13 protein-coding genes are annotated in these 18,037 nt (G+C 73.9%); 8 read left to right on the top strand and 5 right to left on the bottom strand.

Features of this window, described 5'->3' with window-relative positions; genetic code table 11:
* Positions 1 to 48: 48 nt before the first annotated feature.
* Positions 49 to 1,872 carry an acyl-CoA dehydrogenase gene (locus tag ACFVFH_RS18110; RefSeq protein ID WP_383769344.1) on the bottom strand — a complete coding sequence of 608 codons (1,824 nt, stop codon included), beginning with the start codon at positions 1,870 to 1,872 and terminating at the stop codon, positions 49 to 51.
* 523 nt (positions 1,873 to 2,395) lie between these two features.
* On the bottom strand, positions 2,396 to 4,051 hold the full coding sequence (locus tag ACFVFH_RS18105; RefSeq protein WP_383769341.1) for an FAD-binding dehydrogenase: 1,656 nt from the start codon (positions 4,049 to 4,051) through the stop codon (positions 2,396 to 2,398).
* A 232-nt stretch (positions 4,052 to 4,283) separates the two neighbouring features.
* On the opposite strand from ACFVFH_RS18105, the gene ACFVFH_RS18100 reads away from it, so the two are divergent.
* The 6 genes from ACFVFH_RS18100 (at position 4,284) to ACFVFH_RS18075 (ending at position 8,076) form a co-directional block, all read left to right on the top strand.
* A complete protein-coding gene (locus ACFVFH_RS18100; RefSeq protein WP_383769338.1) occupies positions 4,284 to 5,177 on the top strand; it encodes a DMT family transporter in 894 nt (297 codons plus the stop codon).
* A gap of 66 nt (positions 5,178 to 5,243) precedes the next feature.
* A complete protein-coding gene (locus ACFVFH_RS18095) occupies positions 5,244 to 5,873 on the top strand; it encodes a TetR/AcrR family transcriptional regulator (protein ID WP_383769335.1) in 630 nt (209 codons plus the stop codon).
* Between the two features lie 91 nt (positions 5,874 to 5,964).
* Positions 5,965 to 6,738: a glucose 1-dehydrogenase gene (locus tag ACFVFH_RS18090; RefSeq protein WP_383769332.1), complete on the top strand. Its 774-nt coding sequence runs from the start codon at positions 5,965 to 5,967 to the stop codon at positions 6,736 to 6,738.
* Between the two features lie 68 nt (positions 6,739 to 6,806).
* Positions 6,807 to 7,328, top strand: coding sequence for an NUDIX domain-containing protein (locus ACFVFH_RS18085; protein WP_383769328.1), 522 nt, complete (start codon positions 6,807 to 6,809; stop codon positions 7,326 to 7,328).
* 44 nt (positions 7,329 to 7,372) lie between these two features.
* Positions 7,373 to 7,768, top strand: coding sequence for a YidH family protein (locus ACFVFH_RS18080; RefSeq protein WP_383769325.1), 396 nt, complete (start codon positions 7,373 to 7,375; stop codon positions 7,766 to 7,768).
* Positions 7,765 to 8,076, top strand: a complete 312-nt coding sequence (locus tag ACFVFH_RS18075) for a DUF202 domain-containing protein (protein WP_383769322.1) — start codon at positions 7,765 to 7,767, stop codon at positions 8,074 to 8,076. The genes ACFVFH_RS18080 and ACFVFH_RS18075 overlap by 4 nt, the downstream gene beginning before the upstream one ends.
* A gap of 117 nt (positions 8,077 to 8,193) precedes the next feature.
* Here ACFVFH_RS18075 and ACFVFH_RS18070 read toward each other — a convergent pair whose 3' ends face one another.
* Together ACFVFH_RS18070 and ACFVFH_RS18065 are read right to left on the bottom strand one after the other, a co-directional pair.
* Positions 8,194 to 9,153 carry an NADP-dependent oxidoreductase gene (locus tag ACFVFH_RS18070; protein WP_383769319.1) on the bottom strand — a complete coding sequence of 320 codons (960 nt, stop codon included), beginning with the start codon at positions 9,151 to 9,153 and terminating at the stop codon, positions 8,194 to 8,196.
* Positions 9,154 to 9,220: 67 nt separating this feature from the next.
* Positions 9,221 to 10,510: a glucarate dehydratase family protein gene (locus tag ACFVFH_RS18065; protein ID WP_383769316.1), complete on the bottom strand. Its 1,290-nt coding sequence runs from the start codon at positions 10,508 to 10,510 to the stop codon at positions 9,221 to 9,223.
* A 231-nt stretch (positions 10,511 to 10,741) separates the two neighbouring features.
* On the opposite strand from ACFVFH_RS18065, the gene ACFVFH_RS18060 reads away from it, so the two are divergent.
* Both ACFVFH_RS18060 and ACFVFH_RS18055 read left to right on the top strand, forming a co-directional pair.
* Positions 10,742 to 11,764 (top strand): phosphotransferase family protein, encoded by a 1,023-nt coding sequence (locus tag ACFVFH_RS18060; protein WP_383769313.1) that lies wholly within the window; start codon positions 10,742 to 10,744, stop codon positions 11,762 to 11,764.
* A gap of 8 nt (positions 11,765 to 11,772) precedes the next feature.
* The gene (locus ACFVFH_RS18055; RefSeq protein WP_383769310.1) at positions 11,773 to 12,987 is read left to right on the top strand and encodes an acyl-CoA dehydrogenase family protein; all 1,215 of its coding nucleotides are present in this window, start codon (positions 11,773 to 11,775) and stop codon (positions 12,985 to 12,987) included.
* 260 nt (positions 12,988 to 13,247) lie between these two features.
* Here ACFVFH_RS18055 and ACFVFH_RS18050 read toward each other — a convergent pair whose 3' ends face one another.
* The gene (locus ACFVFH_RS18050) at positions 13,248 to 17,981 is read right to left on the bottom strand and encodes a HEAT repeat domain-containing protein (protein WP_383769307.1); all 4,734 of its coding nucleotides are present in this window, start codon (positions 17,979 to 17,981) and stop codon (positions 13,248 to 13,250) included.
* Positions 17,982 to 18,037: the final 56 nt, after the last annotated feature.

Raw genomic sequence — 18,037 nt, 5'->3', positions numbered from 1 at the left:
CCTGGCTTCGAAGTGCCGTCGTCCGGCCGGTGGCCGGGCCGACGGCGCTCACGCGGGCACCAGGCCGCTCTCCAAGCCCTCGGCACGGTTGATGGGGTGGTCGAGGAAGACCTCGTCCGCCAGGGCGAATCCCTTCGTGAGCGTCATGGCATGGGGTACGAGCTCCGCGACGACGCCCTCGGTCACGTCCGGCAGCGACCGCACCTGGTCACCCGTCAGACGTCCCTCCGCGAGCAGGTCTCCGCTGTGCGCCGCCACCCGGCGCAGGGCGAACAACCGGTGCAGCAGCCCGAGCTGACGCCGCGCCTCCGGATCGGCGGCCCGGGTGGCCGCGTCCAGAAGGGCCTGGGCGGCCCGGCCGTGCGCATGGGCGTCGACCAGTTCCAGGGCAGGTGTGACGGTGGCGTTCCACCGGCTGAGGGGGTCACCGGCCGTCCGGCTGCGCAGACGGGTACGCGCGCGCTGGTGCCAGACGCGTTCGATGTCCGCCAGCAGGTCCTGGAGGAAGACCGGGTCGCCGAGGTCGCCCTCACCGGCCGGAGCCGTCCGGGGTTCCTTCGGAGCGAAGTGCCCGAGAAGCATCTCGCCCGCGGCCTTGACCCAGATGACAAGGTTGTCGCCCTCGGCCGTGATCGTGCCCTCGTTGGCCGCCAGCTGGCCGGCGATTCCATTGGCCAGGAAGAGCCCCTGGGCACCGCAGCGTTCGCGGCACTCGGTCATGACGGCGCGGGCCCGCCAGGTGATCCAGCCCTTGGCGATGGCCGCGAGGCGCTCGCCGTCCTCCCGCTCCGACTCCGACGCCCGTGCCCACTGACGTACCGCGGAGCGATGCAGGAGGGTGGCGGCGTAGGAGGTCGCGATGGCGTCGACGAGGGGGGCGTGGTGGCTGCGGTGGGCGAACAGCGGGACCTCGCCGCGGGCCGACACACCCGAGGTCCGCCGCGTATGGGCGTGCCGTACGGCCACGCCGACCGCGTGGCGCATGACCCCGAGGCTGTACGCGCTCATGCAGTGCTTGCCCTCGGTGACCCGGCCGATGGAGCCCAGGAAGCGCTTGCGGGGGCTGCCGATGGAACTGGTGAATTCGCCTTCCGGTGTGAGGCGCCCGTGGTCGGACTGAAGGAGTGCCCCGTGGGGCAGCCGGACGTGGTCGAAGGAGGTGACGCAGTGGTCGACGGAGGCGGTGGCGGTCTGCGGCAGCCTGCGTATCCCGACTCCTGGCAGGGGGCGCCCGGCCTCGTCGCTGAGCGGGGTGAGGAAGAGGAAGACGCCCTGGTCCGTGCCGTCCGTGATGAGGCGGGCGGCGACGACGGCGGACTTGGGTCCGCCCACCGAGCTGGTGTTCGGCATGAACTTGCGTGCCGCCGCACTGGGCGTGTGGAGCACGAACTCCCCCGCCGCCCGGTCGTACGTGGCGGTGGTCTCCAACTGCGAGGCGCTGTTGCCGTGCCCGGCCTCCGTGCACAGGAACGTCCCCGTACGCCGCAGATCCGCGAACTCCCGCAGATCACGGTCCGGACCCGACGCGTGGTCGACGAGGCTGCCCAGGAAGAGGTTGTAGTGGATGCTCGCCACCGTGCCCAGCCCCGCGTCCACCGGACCGACCCACTCGTGGAGTGCCGCGAGCCGCTCCGTGTCGGCCACGAAGTCCTCGGGGTCGTCGAGCGCGTCGTTGATCAGGTGTAAACGGGCGTAGGACAGCGCCGCCCGCTCATCGGGCGACAGCCCCTCCCTGAAGCGGAACGGCTCGGTACTGAACAGCTTGCGCCAGGGCTCGTGGAACTCTTCCAGCCGATCACCGAAGAGCACCCGCGTCAGCGCCGCGACGGTCGAAGCTGCCTGGTCGGAGGAGGGCGAGGCGTTGTTGATCACGCATCGGAACGCTAGCTCATACGTTCGGTGAGCATGGCGTGATGATCAACACGATTGAGATCGCCAAATGACGGTAGCCACCCGCTTCGGGGCATGGGTACGTCCCGCACCGTCAGGGAATGTACGAAATTGGCCGCGGCGGAAACCGGAGGCGCGGATTCGGCCGGTTCCGCGTGGACCGAGCGGTCCCCGCGGGCTCCCGGCGCCGATCGACCGCGTCGCGAGGAGTGACGAGGAGTCGCGAGGAGTCGCGAGGAGTCGCGAGGAGTCGCGAGGAGTCGCGAAGCGAAGAGTGGTGGGAGTGGCGCGCAGCCCCGAGGAGCCGTCGCCGCCGTTCCACGTCCCGCGGCGGGGGCGGTCCCGCTCGATCTCGGCCGTGGCGCACGGGGAACGGCATCGGTGAGGACATCGGGCCGGGCCGGACGCCCGCCGCCCGCGCGGTCCGGCCCGTCCCGGACCACCGCCCGGCCGCCCACCGCCCGGCCGGAGGAACGGTCCGGCCCCGCCCACAGGGAACGCGCTTCTACCCGACCGCCTTCGCCGCCGCCCGGCCCGCCGCCCGGCCGGAGAATATGCAGCCGCCGAGGAAGGTCCCCTCCAGCGAGCGGTAGCCATGCACCCCGCCGCCGCCGAAACCGGCCGCCTCCCCCGCCGCGTACACACCGGCCAGGGGGGCGCCGTCCGCGGTCAGCACGCGGGAGGACAGGTCGGTCTCCAGTCCGCCGAGCGACTTGCGGGTCAGGATGTTCAGCCGTACGGCGATCAGCGGGCCGGCCTTGGGGTCGAGGATGCGGTGCGGGGCGGCCGTTCGGATCAGCTTGTCACCGAGGTAGGCGCGGGCCCCGTGGATCGCGGTGATCTGGAGGTCCTTGGTGAACGGGTTGGCGATCTCGCGGTCGCGTGCGGTGATCTCGCGGCGCAGTTCGGCCTCGTCGATCAGCGCCTCCCCGGTGAGCGCGTTCATGCCCCGGACGAGCGCGGCGAGGTCGTTCTCGACGACGAAGTCCGCCCCGTTGTCCATGAACGCCTTCACCGGCGCCGGTACGTCGGCCCGCGCCCGGCCGATCACGTCGCGGATGGACTTGCCGGTCAGATCCGGGTTCTGCTCGGAGCCGGAGAGCGCGAACTCCTTGCCGATGATCCTCCGGTCCAGGACGAACCAGGTGTGGTCGTGGCCGGACCTCATGATGTGTTCGAGGGTGCCGAGGGTGTCGAAGCCCGGGAAGAGCGGGACCGGCAGCCGCTTGCCGCGGGCATCGAACCAGAGCGAGGACGGTCCGGGCAGGATCCGGATGCCGTGGGCGGCCCAGATCGGGTTCCAGTTCTCGATGCCCTCGGTGTAGTGCCACATCCGGTCGCGGTTGATGTGGTGGGCGCCCGCCTCCTCGGCGATGCCGAGCATGAGCCCGTCGACATGGGCGGGGACGCCGGAGAGCATCTTCGCGGGCGGGGTGCCGAGCCGGGCGGGCCACTGCTTGCGCACCAGGTCGTGGTTGCCGCCGATGCCGCCGGAGGTGACGATCACCGCCTGGGCCCGCAGCTCGAAGGTGCCGGTCGCCCTGCGGCTGCTCGCCGTGCCCCGGGCGGCGGCGCTCGGTTCCAGCACCTCGCCGGTGACCGTGTCGACGACGCCGGCGGTGCGGCCGAGGCCGGTGACCCGGTGGCGGAACCGGAAGGTCACGAGCCCCTTGGCGACGCCCGCGCGGACCCGGCGCTCGAAGGGGGCGACGATGCCGGGGCCGGTGCCCCAGGTGATGTGGAAGCGGGGTACGGAGTTGCCGTGGCCGGTCGCGTCGTAGCCGCCGCGCTCGGCCCAGCCGACGACCGGGAAGATCCGCAGCCCCTGGGCGTGCAGCCAGGAGCGCTTCTCACCGGCCGCGAAATCGACGTACGCCTCGGCCCACTTGCGGGGCCAGTGGTCCTCCTCGCGGTCGAAGCCGGCCGTGCCGAGCCAGTCCTGGAGGGCCAGCTCATGGCTGTCCTTCACCCGCATGCGGCGCTGCTCGGGCGAGTCGACGAAGAAGAGGCCCCCGAAGGACCAGTGCGCCTGGCCGCCGAGGGACTGCTCGGGCTCCTGGTCGAGCAGGATCACCGAGCGGCCCGCGTCCACCAGTTCGGCGGTGGCCACCAGACCGGCGAGACCGGCCCCGATCACGATCACATCAGCGTCGTACGCCATGGGTTCCATCCTTGTCGGGGCGATCCGGTCGCGGCCGCGGTCCCTCTCCGGGCCGGGCCCCGCGAGGGCCGGGAGCCGTCTCCGGAGCCGGAAGTTACTCGTGCGTCAGATCTTCTGCACCGGCCGCTGCGACGTCAACCGCCCGGTCGGCCGCACTCCGGCCGCACCCGTGGGACGCAGGCGCTATCGTCGATACAAATCACCCACTTCTGGCCTGACTCGAGGTAGAAGCGTGTCGGTGCTGGTCCTCGTGCTCGCCGTGAGTGCCGCCTGCTGCCTGGGATTCGGTTTCGTCCTGCAGCAGGCCGCCGCCTCGCACGCCCCGAGGAGCGACTATCTCTCGCCCCGCCTGCTGCTGGACCTGATGAAGGTGCGGAGCTGGCTGGCCGGGATCGGGCTGATGGTCTGCGGCATGGTGCTGGGCGCCCTGGCCCTGGGCAAGGGCGAGGTGTCCGTCGTCGAACCCCTCCTCGCGACCAATCTGCTCTTCGCGATGGCCCTGTCGCGCCATCGCACCGGGCAGCGGCTCGGCCGTCAGGGCTGGTCCGGGCTCTGGCTGCTGGCCGGCGGGGTCGCCGCCTTCCTGCTGGCGGGCCGGCCGCAGGGCGGTGCGGCGGTGACCAGTCCGCTGCGGCACTGGCTGGTGATCGGCGTGGTCGTGGGCATCGCACTGCTGCTGACCACCATCGCCAAACGCTCCCGTTCGACGGCCGCCCCCGCGCTGCTCGCGGTGGCGGCCGGGCTGCTGTACGGACTCCAGGACGCGCTCACCCGGGTCAGCGGCCAGCGGCTGTCCGGTGGCGGGTGGACGACGCTGGTGACGGGGTGGCAGCCGTACGCGGTGGTGGTGCTGGGCGTGACGGGGCTGCTGCTGGTGCAGAGCGCGTTCGAGACCGGCCCGCTCCGCGTCTCGCTGCCCCCGCTGACCGCCTCCCAGCCACTGGCCGGGATCGCCTGCGGCGTCGGCTTCCTCGGTGACCGGCTGCGCACCGACACCGGCGCACTGGCCTGGCAGGCGGCCGGTCTCGCGGCGATCGTCGTCGGGATCGTGCTGCTCGGGCTGCATCCGGCGATGCCGGAGGGGCCGGTGGGCGGGCGCCGCGAGAAGAGCCTCCAGCCGAACTGAACGGCCGTCCACCGCCTCCGGCCACCCGCACTGGTTTTTAATAATGGCCAGCATTACAGTGGCCGCATGGCGCGAACGTCCGGACAGGAAACCAGGGACAAGCTGATCCGCGCGGCCGAGGAGGTCTTCGCCGCGCAGGGCCCGGACGGCGCCCAGCTGCGCGACATCGTCCGGCTCGCCGGGCAGAGCAACCCCTCCGCGGTCCAGTACCACTTCGGTTCCCGTGCCGGGCTGCTCGACGCCGTGATGGAGGGCCGCCAGGCCCGTACGGAACGGGTGATAGCCCCGCTGCTCGACGCGCTGGGCGCGGACTGCGGCGTACGGGAGCTGCTCACCGCGCTGGTGACGGCCGAGGCGAGCCTGCTCGCCGACGACCGCGGCCGCCGCTGTCTGCGGATCTCGGCCCGGCTCAGTCATGAGACCGGGCTGCGGACCGGCCGGCTGCACCCGGTCCTGGACGGCACCCACTACGGGCGGCTGATAGCCCGTGTCGGTGACTGCCTGGGCAGCCTGCCCGGTCCGGTGCGCCTGGAGCGCATGGACCTGGCGCTCACCCTGATCGGCGCGGCGCTGGCCGACCGGGCCCGCCAGCGTCTCGTCGGCACCGAACCACTGACCGGCGACGAGCTCTTCCTCGCCGATCTCGTCGAGACCACCACCGCGTTCCTGCACGCCCCCGTACCGGGCGGCGCGTGACCATGTGCGTCACCCGGCCACCGCGCCACGCACCACCCGCACGATGCACCACCCGCACCACTTGCCACCTGCACCACATGAAGGAAGCGACATGACCGACAAGAGCAACCTCACCGACAAGACCGTCGTCATCACCGGCGGCGCCCGGGGCCTGGGCGCCGAGGCCGCCCGCCTCGCGGTGGCGGGCGGCGCCCGTGTGGTGATCACCGACGTGCTCGACGAGGAGGGCGCCGCCACCGCCGCGGAGCTGGGGGAGAACGCCCGCTTCGTGCACCACGACGTGACCTCCGAGGAGGACTGGCAGCGCGTCGCGGAGTTCGCCCTCGCCGAGTTCGGGCGGATAGACGGCCTGGTCAACAACGCCGGGGTGTCGACCGGTCAGCCGCTGGAGACCGAGACGGTCGAGCACTTCCGCAAGGTCATCGACATCAACCTGACGGCGGTCTTCATCGGCATGAAGACGGTGATCCCGGTGATGAAGGAGAACGGTGGCGGTTCGATCGTCAACATCTCCTCGGCCGCCGGTCTGATGGGCCTCGCCCTGACCTCCAGCTACGGCGCCTCGAAGTGGGGCGTGCGCGGGCTGACGAAGGTCGGCGCGGTGGAGCTCGGCACGGCGAGGATCCGGGTGAACTCGGTGCACCCGGGCATGGTCTACACGCCGATGACCGCCTCCGTCGGCATCCAGCAGGGCGAGGGCAACTACCCGAACACCCCGATGGGCCGGGTCGGCGAGGCCCCGGAGATCGCGGAGGCGGTCGCCTTCCTGCTCTCGGACGCCGCCTCGTACATCACCGGTGCCGAGCTGGCCGTGGACGGCGGCTGGACCACGGGTCCGACCGTCAAGTACGTCATGGGTCAGTGACCGTCCCCGTCACGGCACGGTCACAGGGCGGTGATCGCCGCGCGACGGACTGATGTTGGATGAGGAGCATGACTCCTTCTGACGAGATCCTGGACGTCGTCGACGAGCACGACGTGGTCGTGGGGCAGGCCCCGCGCGGTGAGGCGACCGCGCGGGGCCTTCGCCATCGCTGCGTCTTCATCGAGGCCAGGGACGCGGAGGGGCGGCTCTTCGTCCACCGCAGGACCCCGGGCAAGCTGGTCTTCCCGTCCCGCTACGACATGTTCGTCGGCGGGGTGGTCGGCGCCGGTGAGTCGTACGACGAGGCGGCGCTGCGGGAGGCCGAGGAGGAGCTCGGGGTGTCCGGGCTCCCCCGGCCGGAACCGCTCTTCAAGTTCCTCTACGAGGGCGCCGGGCACTCCTGGTGGTCGTACGTCTACCGGGTACGGTGCGAGCTGCCGGTGGACCCCCAGGTGGAGGAGGTCGCCTGGCACACCTTCCTCACCGACGGCGAGCTGGCCCGGCGGATCGACGACTGGGAGTGGGTGCCGGACGGCCTGGAGGCGTACCGGAGGCTGTGCGCCCTCCGGGCGGCCGGGACGGTCTCCTGAGCCCGGACGGCGGGCGCCTGCGAAGCGGCAGATAAGGTTCACACGTGAACGAATTCGTACAGGGCCTGCGGCTGTGGTTCGCGCCGCAGCGCATCCGCGACGAGGGCGACACCCCCGACTACCGGTTCTCGCTCGCCAACGAGCGCACCTTCCTCGCCTGGATCCGGACGGCTCTGGCCCTGATCGGCGGCGGCTTCGCGGTCGACCAGTTCCTGCCGGAGCTGGCCTGGGGCATACGGGCCGGTCTGGCGCTCGCCCTGCTGGCGGCCGGTGTGCTGTGCGCGCTGCGGGCGGTCAACCACTGGGTGCGGTGCGAACGGGCGATGCGGCGCGGCGAGGACCTGCCGGTCTCACGGTTCCCGACGCTGCTCGGTCTGGCCGTCGGGGTCGTCGCCGTGGCGATGGTGGTGGTGGTCCTCTTCGGCTGGGAGGGCGCGTGACCGCCCCGGAGCGCGATCCCGGACTCCAGCCCGAGCGGACCCGGCTGGCCTGGCGGCGTACGACGCTGTCCTGCACGGTGGTGACGCTGCTGGCGGTCAGGCAGGCGCTGCACGGCGGGGCGGGTCCGGCCGCGATCGTGGCGCTGTCGCTGAGCGCGCTGGCCTGGCTGGGTTTTCTGCGGGTGGCGCATCTGCGGGTGGCCGGGATGGGCACCGCGCGGCCGCGACCGCTCTCGCCGCGCGGTGCGCTGACCGCGGCTGCCTGCACGGCCGCACTCGCGGTGTGCGCCGCGGCCATGCTGTTCTGAACGGCGTTCGCGGGCGCGCCCGCGAACGGGCAGCGGTCAGCGGGGAGTCGCCGCCGCGCGCCCGGTCCGGGCGGGGGCGATGCGCGGGCGCGTGTCCGGGCGGGGCGGCTCGGAGCGTCAGTCGTTGTCGTCGCGGATGTCCGGGACCTCCCAGGGGACGGTGACGACGATCTTTCCGCGGGTGCGCCCCCGCTCGCTCAGCCGGTGGGCGTCCGCCGCCCGCTCCAGCGGGAAGACCTGTTCCACATGGACCGAGACGATGCCCTGCTCGGCCAGTTCGGCCAGCCGGGTGAGGTCGGTCGCGTCCGGGCGCACATAGGCGTAGCGGCCGCCGTACGCCAGTACCTCGCCGTCCGCGATGGAGGCCAGTCGGCCGCCGGGCTTCAGCACGTCGGCGGAGATGCGGAGCGTCTCCCCGCCGACGGTGTCGAACGCGGCGTCGAAGCCGTCCGGGGCCAGGTCCCGCAGCCGGTCGGCGAGGCCGTCCCCGTACGCCACCGGCTCGCCGCCGAGTTGCCGGACATGGTCGTGGTTGCGCTCGCTCGCGGTGCCGATGACGCGGGCACCGGTGTGCCGGGCGAGCTGGACGGCGAACGAGCCCACCCCGCCGGCCGCCGCGTGGACGAGGACCGTCTCGCCCTCGCGGATCCCCAGGGTGCGGTGCAGGACCTGGTAGGCGGTCAGTCCGGCCAGCGGGAGGCCCGCCGCCTCCTCGAAGCTCAGGCTCAGCGGTTTGCGGGCGAGGGTGCGCACCGGCGCGGCGACGTACTCGGCGAAGGTGCCGCGGCTGAGGAAGTCCTCCCGGACGTAGCCGATGACCTCGTCGCCGACCGCGAACTCGTCGACGGCCGCGCCGGGCTGCACGACGACGCCGGACACGTCCCAGCCGGGGATCACCGGGAACACGGCGTCCAGGGCGGCGTCGAGGTGGCCCTCGCGGGCCTTCCAGTCGACCGGGTTGACGGCCGCGGCCCGCACCTTCACCAGGACGCTGTCCGGGCCGACCTTGGGGTCGGGCCGCTCGCCGTACTCCAGGACGTCCGCCCCGCCGTACGCGCTGTAGCTGATCGCCTTCATGCACCGACCATCGGTGCGGGCCGGGGTCCCCGCAAGTCAGGCCGGTGCGTCCCGGGCGGCGGGCCCGTCACCAGCGCGGGATCGTCGGCGTCTCCCACCCCGGCTCGGCCTTGCGCATCGCGGCGGCGTCGTCGCGCTCGCGCATGGTGCCGTCGTCGTCGAGCCAGCGCCGGTGCAGTGCGGCCAGGCGCTCGCGGTCGAGTTCGACCCCGAGCCCGGGTGCGTCGGACACCGTGAGCCGGCCGTCCTCGAAGACGTGGCGGGCGGTGATGACGTCCTCGGTCTGCCAGGGGTAGTGGCTGTCGCAGGCGTAGTCGAGGTTGGGAACGGTGGCCGCGACATGGGTCATCGCGGCCAGGCTGATGCCGAGGTGGGTGTTGGAGTGCATGGAGAGCCCGACGCCGAAGGTGCGGCAGATCCCGGCCAGCTCACGCGTGCGGTGCAGCCCGCCCCAGTAGTGGTGGTCGGACAGGACGACCTGCACGGCGCCGCGGGCGAAGGCCTCCGGCACCTCGGCGAGGGTGGTCACGCACATGTTGGTGGCGAGCGGCACCCCGGTGCCCGCGGCGACGGCGGCCATCAGGTCCGTGCCGCTCGCCGGGTCCTCCAGGTATTCGAGTACGTCCTTCAGCTGCTCGGCGACGTACAGCGAGGTCTCCACGGACCAGGCGCCGTTGGGGTCCAGACGCAGCGGCTGCCCGGGGAACTCCTCGGCCAGGGCGCGGATCGCGGCGATCTCCCGGTCGGGTTCGAAGACGCCGCCCTTGAGCTTGAAGGAGGAGAAGCCGTACGCGCGGGCGAACCGGCGCGCCTGGGCGACGACACCGGCCGGGTCGAGGGCGGCGCCCCAGTCGTCCTGCTCGCCGCCCTCGGGGTGGGCGGCCCAGCGGTAGAAGAGGTAGGCGCTGTACTCGACGCTGTCGCGGACCTTGCCGCCCAGCAGGGCGTGCACGGGGAGGCCGAGGGACTTGCCCAGGGCGTCCAGGCAGGCGACCTCGAAGCCGGAGACGACGGAGAGCCGGAGCTTGTCGGCGGTCTGGACGCCGCGCAGTCCGCCCGCGTCGACCCGGTCGTCGGCCGCGCGGGAATCGCCGCACACCTCGTCGGCCAGAGCGAAGAGACCGTTCAGATCGCTGACCGGGCGTCCGGTGAGCGCGGTGGCGAGGGGGCGGGCGAGTTCGAGGTACTTGCCGTCGCCGTACGTCTCGCCGATTCCGGTGACTCCGCCCCGGGTGACGACCTCCACGATGAGCCGGGGGGTGTAGGGCTGGTGGACGCCCTGCGTGTTGAGCAGGGGCGGGTCCGCTATCAGGATCGGGGTCAACCGGACTTCGTCGATCAGCAGCGCTGTATTCATACGTGAACCATATTCAGGGATACGACTGAATGCCAGACTACGGGCCAAGTCCGGGAGAGTCCCGCCGAAGTCCGCGCCGAGCGCGGGCGCGGCCCCGCCCCGCCCCCGGACAGGTCCGCCCGGAGAATCCGGGCACCGGCCGCCCGATGGATACGGGACACGCACTGGACGACATACCGACTGGTCGGCATGATGGCTTCCGACCGTCTCTCATTCCCGGAGGTGCGCACGATGAGCCCCGTCCCCCCGCCAGGCCTCGACCTCGACCGGCTGCGCGGGCATCTCGACCGCGAGCGGCCGGGTCTGGTGAGCGGGCCGCTCGAAGCCCGGCTGATCGAGGGCGGCCGGTCGAACCTGACGTACGTCGTCACCGACGGCACCGGCCGCTGGGTGGTCCGCAGGCCCCCGCTGGGTCATGTGCTGGCCACCGCGCACGACATGGGCCGCGAGCACCGGGTGATCAGCGCCCTGCACCCGACGGCCGTCCCGGTGCCCGAACCGGTGCTGCTCTGCGAGGACGACTCGGTGACCGGGTCGCCCTTCTACGTCATGGAGTACGTCGAGGGCACCCCGTACCGCACCGCCGAACAGCTCGCCCCGCTGGGGGCCGCGCGCACCCGGGAGGCGGTCCTCGGGCTCGTCGACACCCTCGTCGCCCTGCACGCCGTGGATCCGGCGGCCGTCGGGCTCGGCGACTTCGGGCGCCCCGAGGGCTTCCTCGACCGCCAGCTGCGCCGCTGGGGCAAGCAGCTGGACGCCTCGCGCAACCGCGAACTGCCGGGAATCGACGCACTGCACACCGCGCTGGGGCGTGCGCTGCCCGTCTCGCCCGCGCCCACCGTGGTGCACGGCGACTACCGGCTGGACAACGTCCTGATCGGTGCCGACGACCGGATCAGGGCCGTCCTCGACTGGGAGATGTCGACGCTCGGCGACCCGCTGACCGACCTCGGTCTGCTGGTGATGTACAGCTCCGACCTCGGCCTGGCCGATTCGCCGGTCTCCACCACCAGCGGCGCGCCGGGCCACCCCTCCCCCGCCGAACTGATCGAGCGCTACGCCGCCCGCTCGGGCCGGGACACCTCCGCCCTCTCCTGGTACACGGCGTTCGCCTGGTTCAAGCTCGCCGTGATCCTGGAGGGCATCCACTACCGCTACACCCTGGGCCAGACCGTCGGCGCCGGTTTCGACCGCATCGGCGATCTCGTCCCCGTCTTCATCGAGCACGGCCTCACCACCCTCCAGGAAGGCTGATCACCCCCATGGACTTCGCATTCGACGCCCGCACCGAGGAACTGCGCGGCAGGCTGCTCGCCTTCATGGACGAGCACGTCCACCCGGCCGAGAAGACCGCGGACGAGCAGCGCGCCCTGCTGGCCTCCCCGTGGGACACCCCGCGGATCGTCGAGGACCTGAAGGCGGAGGCGCGCAGGCAGGGCCTGTGGAACCTCTTCCTGCCCGACGCGGAGCACGGGGCCGGGCTGACCAACCTCCAGTACGCCCCGCTCGCCGAGATCACCGGCCGCTCCCCGCAGTTGGCGCCGACCGCGCTCAACTGCGCGGCCCCGGACACCGGGAACATGGAGGTGCTCCATCAGTTCGGCACCGACGAGCAGAAGAAGCGGTGGCTGGAGCCGCTGCTCGCCGGTACGATCCGCTCGGCCTTCGCGATGACGGAACCCGAGGTGGCCTCGTCGGACGCGACGAACATCGAGACGCGGATCGTGCGCGACGGCGGGGACTACGTCCTCAACGGCCGCAAGTGGTACATCTCCGGGGCGATGAACCCGGACTGCGAGATCTTCATCGTGATGGGCAAGACCGACCCCGACGGCTCGGACATCCGCCGCCAGCAGTCGATGATCCTGGTCCCCCGCGACACCCCCGGCCTCGAAGTGCGCCGCGCCATGCGGGTGTACGGGTACGAGGACCACTACCACGGCGGTCACGCGGAGGTCGTCCTCACCGATGTGCGGGTGCCGGCCGGAAATCTGATCGGCGAGGAGGGCGGCGGCTTCGCCATCGCCCAGGCACGGCTGGGACCGGGCCGGATCCACCACTGCATGCGGCTGATCGGCATGGCCGAGCGGGCGATCGAGCTGATGTGCAGGCGGGCGGTGTCCCGTACGGCCTTCGGCAAGCCGCTCGCCCAGCAGGGCGTCGTGCAGAACTGGATCGCGGACGCCCGGGTCACGGTGGAGCAGTTGCGGCTGCTGGTGCTGAAGACCGCGTGGCTGATGGACACGGTGGGCAACCGGGGGGCGCACACGGAGATCCAGTCCATCAAGATCGCCACCCCGCGCGCGGTGGTCGGCATCCTCGACCAGGCGGTGCAGCTGCATGGCGCGGGCGGTGTCGGCCAGGACTTCCCGCTGGCCGAACTGTGGGCGGCGGCCCGGACGTTGCGCCTGGCGGACGGCCCGGACGAGGTGCACCAGCGGTCGCTGGCCCGGCGGGAGATCAAGCGGTACCTGTAGACGGGGCCGGGCGCCCGTCCGGAGGGGGCGCACCGGCGTGGCCGGGCATCTGCCCGGACGAGCGGCGCGCCGGCGTGTCCGGGCGACTGCCCGGACGAGCGGCGCAGCAGCGGGGCGGGCGGGGCGGGGCGTTCACGGCCCGTACGGAGCACTCCTCGGCGGGCCTGCTCTGGTGAACCCCGGCCGTCGGCCCCGTCGTCACCCGCCCCATCACTCCTCTGCGTCACCCGGCCCGTCAGGCCCGTGCTTCACCCGCCCCGTCAGCCCTCTCCGTCGTTCGCCCCGCCCCGCGCCATGCCGTCGCCCGGCCCGTCCGCGTCGGCCCGGATCCGGTCGAGCACGTCCGTGTACCGGGACCGCCGGTCCGGGCGGGCGTGGGCGGCGGCGTGGCGCAAGGCGGGTACCGCCGCCCCGGCCAGGGTGACCAGTCCCTCGGCGGCCGCCTCGCGCACGATGGCGTGCGGGTGACCGAGCAGTCCCGTCACGGCGGGGACCGCGGGCCGCCAGCCCGCCCGGCAGAGCGTGTGGACCGCCATGCGCACCACGTCCTGCCGGGGGTCGTCCAGCAGGAGTTCGGTATGGCTCAGATGGGTCCGGCGGTCGAGCATCGCGCGTGAGGCGCGGTGGGCGCCCAGACGGACCTTGGTCCGGGGGTGGGTGAGCAACGCGCCGAGCAGGTCCAGGAGTTGCGGATCGTCGTCCGGTTCCGGGCCCGTGTGCGCGGCGGCCAGCTCCGTGAGCGCCCGGCAGATCTGTTCCGGGGTGCCGGTCCCCGCCAATTCCAGCAGCTCCCGGCGGGCCGGGCGCCCGGCTCCGGCGGGTGCGGCCGGTTGCCGGTCGCGGAGCGCCGCCAGTGTCCGCGCGTCCTCCCGTACGGCGTCCGGGCCGCGCAGCGGGCCCTCGACGAGCAGCAGCCGGTCCGCCGACTCGTCGCGTCCTTCGGCCCGCAGGCGTCGGCGGATCCGGGTCAGGGCGGGGGTGCGCAGCAGCGGGCGGCCGACGAGCAGGTCCAGGAAGCCCCAGGCCCCGGCGTCGAGACGGTCGGCCAGGGCTCGGGCCAGCGCGTCGGCGGGGTACGCGCCCAGCGCGTCTCGGATGGCCGGGCCCACGGCGGGCGGGGCGTGTTCCCACCACTCCAGCAGCAGCGGGACCAGGCGTGCCAGCTCCCCCGGGCCGAGCCGGGCGGCCACCAGCGCGACCCGGTCGCGCAGGATGTCCTCGCCGCGCAGCTCCGTCTCGTCGAACGCGCCCAGTGCGCGGGCCGGACCGGTGTCGACGCGCAGATCGACCCGGCCGCGCAGGTACGCGCCCAGCACCGCCTGCCGGGCTTCCGGTTCGGGCCAGTGCGCCAGTGCCAGGGCGGCGGTCCGCCTGCGGTCGTCGGCGGCCGACCCCAGCATGGTGAGCAGCCGCTCGCGCAGGGCCGCCGAACGGGGCTGGTCGAGATCGCCGTCGTGTGCCCGCCGCGGGGGTGCCGTCGGCGTCCGGGCGGTCTCGGCGATGGTCCAGGGCGGCGCGTCGAGGGGCTGGAGCAGCGTCATCCGGTCGAGCAGCGCGGAGCGCACCCGGGGGTCGGCGTCCCGGTGGGCCTCGATCAGGGCGGCCAGCCGGTCCCGCGAGGGGACCGATCCGTCGTCGAGGCCGTGGAACTCCGCCCAGGCGCCGGGGGCGCGGACCGCTTCGTCCAGCGCGGCCCGCCAGGCCCGGGTCCCGGCGGATACGGGGGCGGCGGCGGTCTCCGGCACGGCGAACGCCTCCCGGAGCACGGCGGTCTCGGCCCGCCAGGGGTCGGCGCCGAGCCGGGCTCCGGCCAGGGCCCGGTCGAGGTCGGCGCGGACCAGGACCGCGCCGAGGCGGCGCAGCAGCGTCAGCGTGGACCGGCCTGGTGTGGCCGGTGCGGGGCGCAGTGCCCGTACCGCGGCGACGGCGGCCGGTCTCGCGGTGGCCGTCAGCAGCGGCGCGACCGCTTCGAGCACGGCGATCAGGTCGTGCCGTTCCTCGTCCCGGGCGTCGACGAGCGCGTCCAGCAGGAGCGGCGCGGACCGGGCGAATGCCCCGAGCTCGGCGTCGTCCCGGGGTCCGGGGCAGATCCGCAGCGCGAACCGCAGCACCCGGTGGCGGAGCGCCCGGCCGCGGGAGGCACCGACGAGGGGTGCCCCGTCGCCCGCCTGACCGGTGTCGGCGAGGCGGAGCCAGTCGGAGAGCATCGGGCGCAGCTCTGCCGCCCGGCCGGGACCGAGCGGCTCGTCCCGTTCGACGATCCGCAGCGCGGTCTCCGGGTTCCATCCGTGGGCCACCAGGGCCCGGACGTCGTGGTCCGTCTCCCCCGCCGGTGACGGTTCTCCGGCGGCCCGTACGGTGATCCCGTGGCGGGCCAGCGGCGCGGCCAGATCGGCCACCGTGCCGGAGGCCAGTCCGACCAGGCCGGACGCCACCAGGGAGAGCAGGGGCGCCGCCACCGGGGAAGCCTGCTCGTCCAGTGCCAGGACCGCCCGTGCGGTGAGGGCCCCGCCGAGGCCGCGCAGCAGCCGCCCGCGGGTCTCGTCGTCCCGGCTGTGCTCGGCGGCGGCGACGAGAGTGGCCGCGTAGGCGTCGCCGAGGACGGCACGCAGGGCCGTGCCGGTCTTCTCGCGCAGCGCCGGGTTGCCCTCGTGCCCGAACCGGCGCAGCAGCGCCGGGAGCGCGGCCGGGGCGCCCGCGCGGGCCAGTGCGTCCGCCGCCGTCTTCCTGATGTTCATGTTGGGGTGGTCGAGGCAGGCGGCGATCGCGGCGGCCGCCCAGTGGGCGCGGGCATGACCCAGCGCCAGCAGCGCCTGCCGGACGGTCTGGACGTCCCGGGCCCGGGTCAGCGCGATCAGTGTCGCCGACAGCGCCTGGGCGTCCTCGCCCGTGGCATCGCGGGCGAGCAGGGCGATGGCGTGCTTGCGCACATGCCGGTTCCGGTGGCGCGACAGCCGGTGCACCCGCGCCCGGGTGCCCGACCAGGGGGCCCTGAGCAGCAGTTCGAGCAGGACCACCTGCTCGTCGTCGGACAGCCCCGGGCGGTCCAGCAGGTCCAGTGCCAGGGTCGCGACCAGCGCGTGCCCGGCCTCCTCCGGGCCCGCGGCGCCGAGCAGACAGACCGGCCGGATCGCGCCGCGCGCGTGGAGCCGGCGGCCCAGGGCGCCCACGGCGTCCAGGACCTCCTGCGGCACCGCGGGTTCACCGGCCGGCTGCCCGTGTTCCCCCGTCCGGGGCGCCGCGCCCGGCTCCCGCAGCGCGGCCTGCCCGGCCACGACGCGCAGCAGCAGATCGGCGATGGCCGGGAGGGTGCCCGCGTCGCCGTGGGCCGCCAGCCGGCACAGCGCCGCCTGCGGATCGTCCGGGTCCAGATGGGACCGGAGCAGGGCCAGTTCCCGTCCGTCCGGGGCGCCGAGGTCGGCCGCGACGCGCGGCGGCAGGTCGAGGGGGTCGAGCCGCACGAGAAGGGCACGGCGTTGCTCGGGATCACGGTTGAGCTGCCAGAGCAGTTCGAGGGCGCGGTGCCGTACGGCGCGCAGGTGGGGCGCCGTGCCCTCCGTGGCGGAGTCCGGCTCCTTGGTGAGGCCGAGCCCCTCGCGCAGGGCCCGTACGGTCCGGTCGCCGCCGATCGCCTCCAGGGTGTCCAGGGCCTCGGCCGGTACCGAGGGCAGCAGGGCGATCACGGCCTCCTCGGCGTTCTCGTGGCGCAGTTCGCGGATCGCGTCGAGGAACGGTCCGGGTGCAGGGGCGGCGGGGAGCAGCCGTGCGATCGCGTCCCCGATCGGGAGGTCGCCGGGCCCCTGTCCGGCCAGGGCGACCAGCAGGGCGAGCCGGCGCGGCCAGCCCGGATCGTCGGCCGGTGCGTCGGCGAGCGTCCGGAGCGTCTCCTCGCGGGAGGTGAACAGGACGGTCGCCACGTCGCGGGGGGCGATCGAGTGGTCGGCCAGGGCCAGGGCGACGACGGCGGGGACGTCCGGGCCGGACGGGAAGTGCCCGCGCCGGTGGAGACCGCGCAGGCAGGCCACGGCCGGGCCGCCGAGCAGCAGGGGGTCGCGCGCGGCGACGGCCGTCAGCGCGCCGATGTCGTCGCGGTCGGCCAGGTCGCCGAAGAGCTCCATCCCGCGCCTGCGGAGGCCGGGCGGGAGGCCGGGGTCCGCCACGGCCCGGCACAGCAGGTCCCGGTGGCCGTGGCGGGCGGCGGCCGCGAGGGCGGCGTAGGCCACCTCGGGCCGCTCCCGGGGCGGGGCGGCGCCGGGATCGGGGACGGCCGGACCGGCCGAGAGGAACGGGGCGAGGAGACCGGGCGGCAGTGGGTCCGTCGCCGCCCATGGTTCGGCGAGTTCGCCCAGGGCCTCGGCGACGACGCGGGCACTGCCGGACCCCAGCAGCCCGATCAGGGCCTTCCGGACCGGCGCCGGGGCCAGCAGTCCGCTGTGCAGTCCCTGCCGGGCGAGCCGTACCGCCTCGGCCTGGAGCACCGGATCGCCACCGGCCGCCAGCTCGTCCACGAGCAGCGCCGGGCGGTGCGCCGCGGCGATGTCCGTGCCGCGCACCGCCTGGTAGAGGAGTTCGCCGGGTTCCTCGGTGCGGAGCACGGCCGGGTCGCGGAGCACATCGGCGCGCAGCCAGGCGATCCGTACCGACACCGGCAGCTGCCCGGCCGTGCGCCACGGCGGCAGGGGGCGGCCCTTCAGGCGGGGGCCGAGCCGTTCGTGGAGTTCGGCCAGGAGGAGGTCCGCCTCCGGGTGTCCCGTCAGCGACGCGGGCAGCAGCGCGGCGAGTTCGGCCGCCTCCCGGTCGCCGGGCGGGGGGCAGCGGGTGATGCGCTCGGTGAGCAGGACGAGGCCCAGTCGGCAGAGCGCGGGGTCCTCCAGCCGGATCAGCCGCCCCAGCTCCCGCGGTGAGCGGTCCCGTGCGTCCGGGAACCCGCCGGGCCGCGCCGTCGCGGCCGGCCCGGTGACCTGGTGGAACTCTTCGTCGGCGGCCGTGTGCATCGTCGGATGCTAACCGGGCGCGCTCCGGCGCCACCAACGGTTTCGGCCCGGCCCGT

The sequence above is a fragment of the Streptomyces sp. NPDC057697 genome (assembly GCF_042799335.1).
Classification (GTDB): domain Bacteria; phylum Actinomycetota; class Actinomycetes; order Streptomycetales; family Streptomycetaceae; genus Streptomyces.
This window is presented reverse-complemented; position numbering and strand designations above follow the sequence as displayed.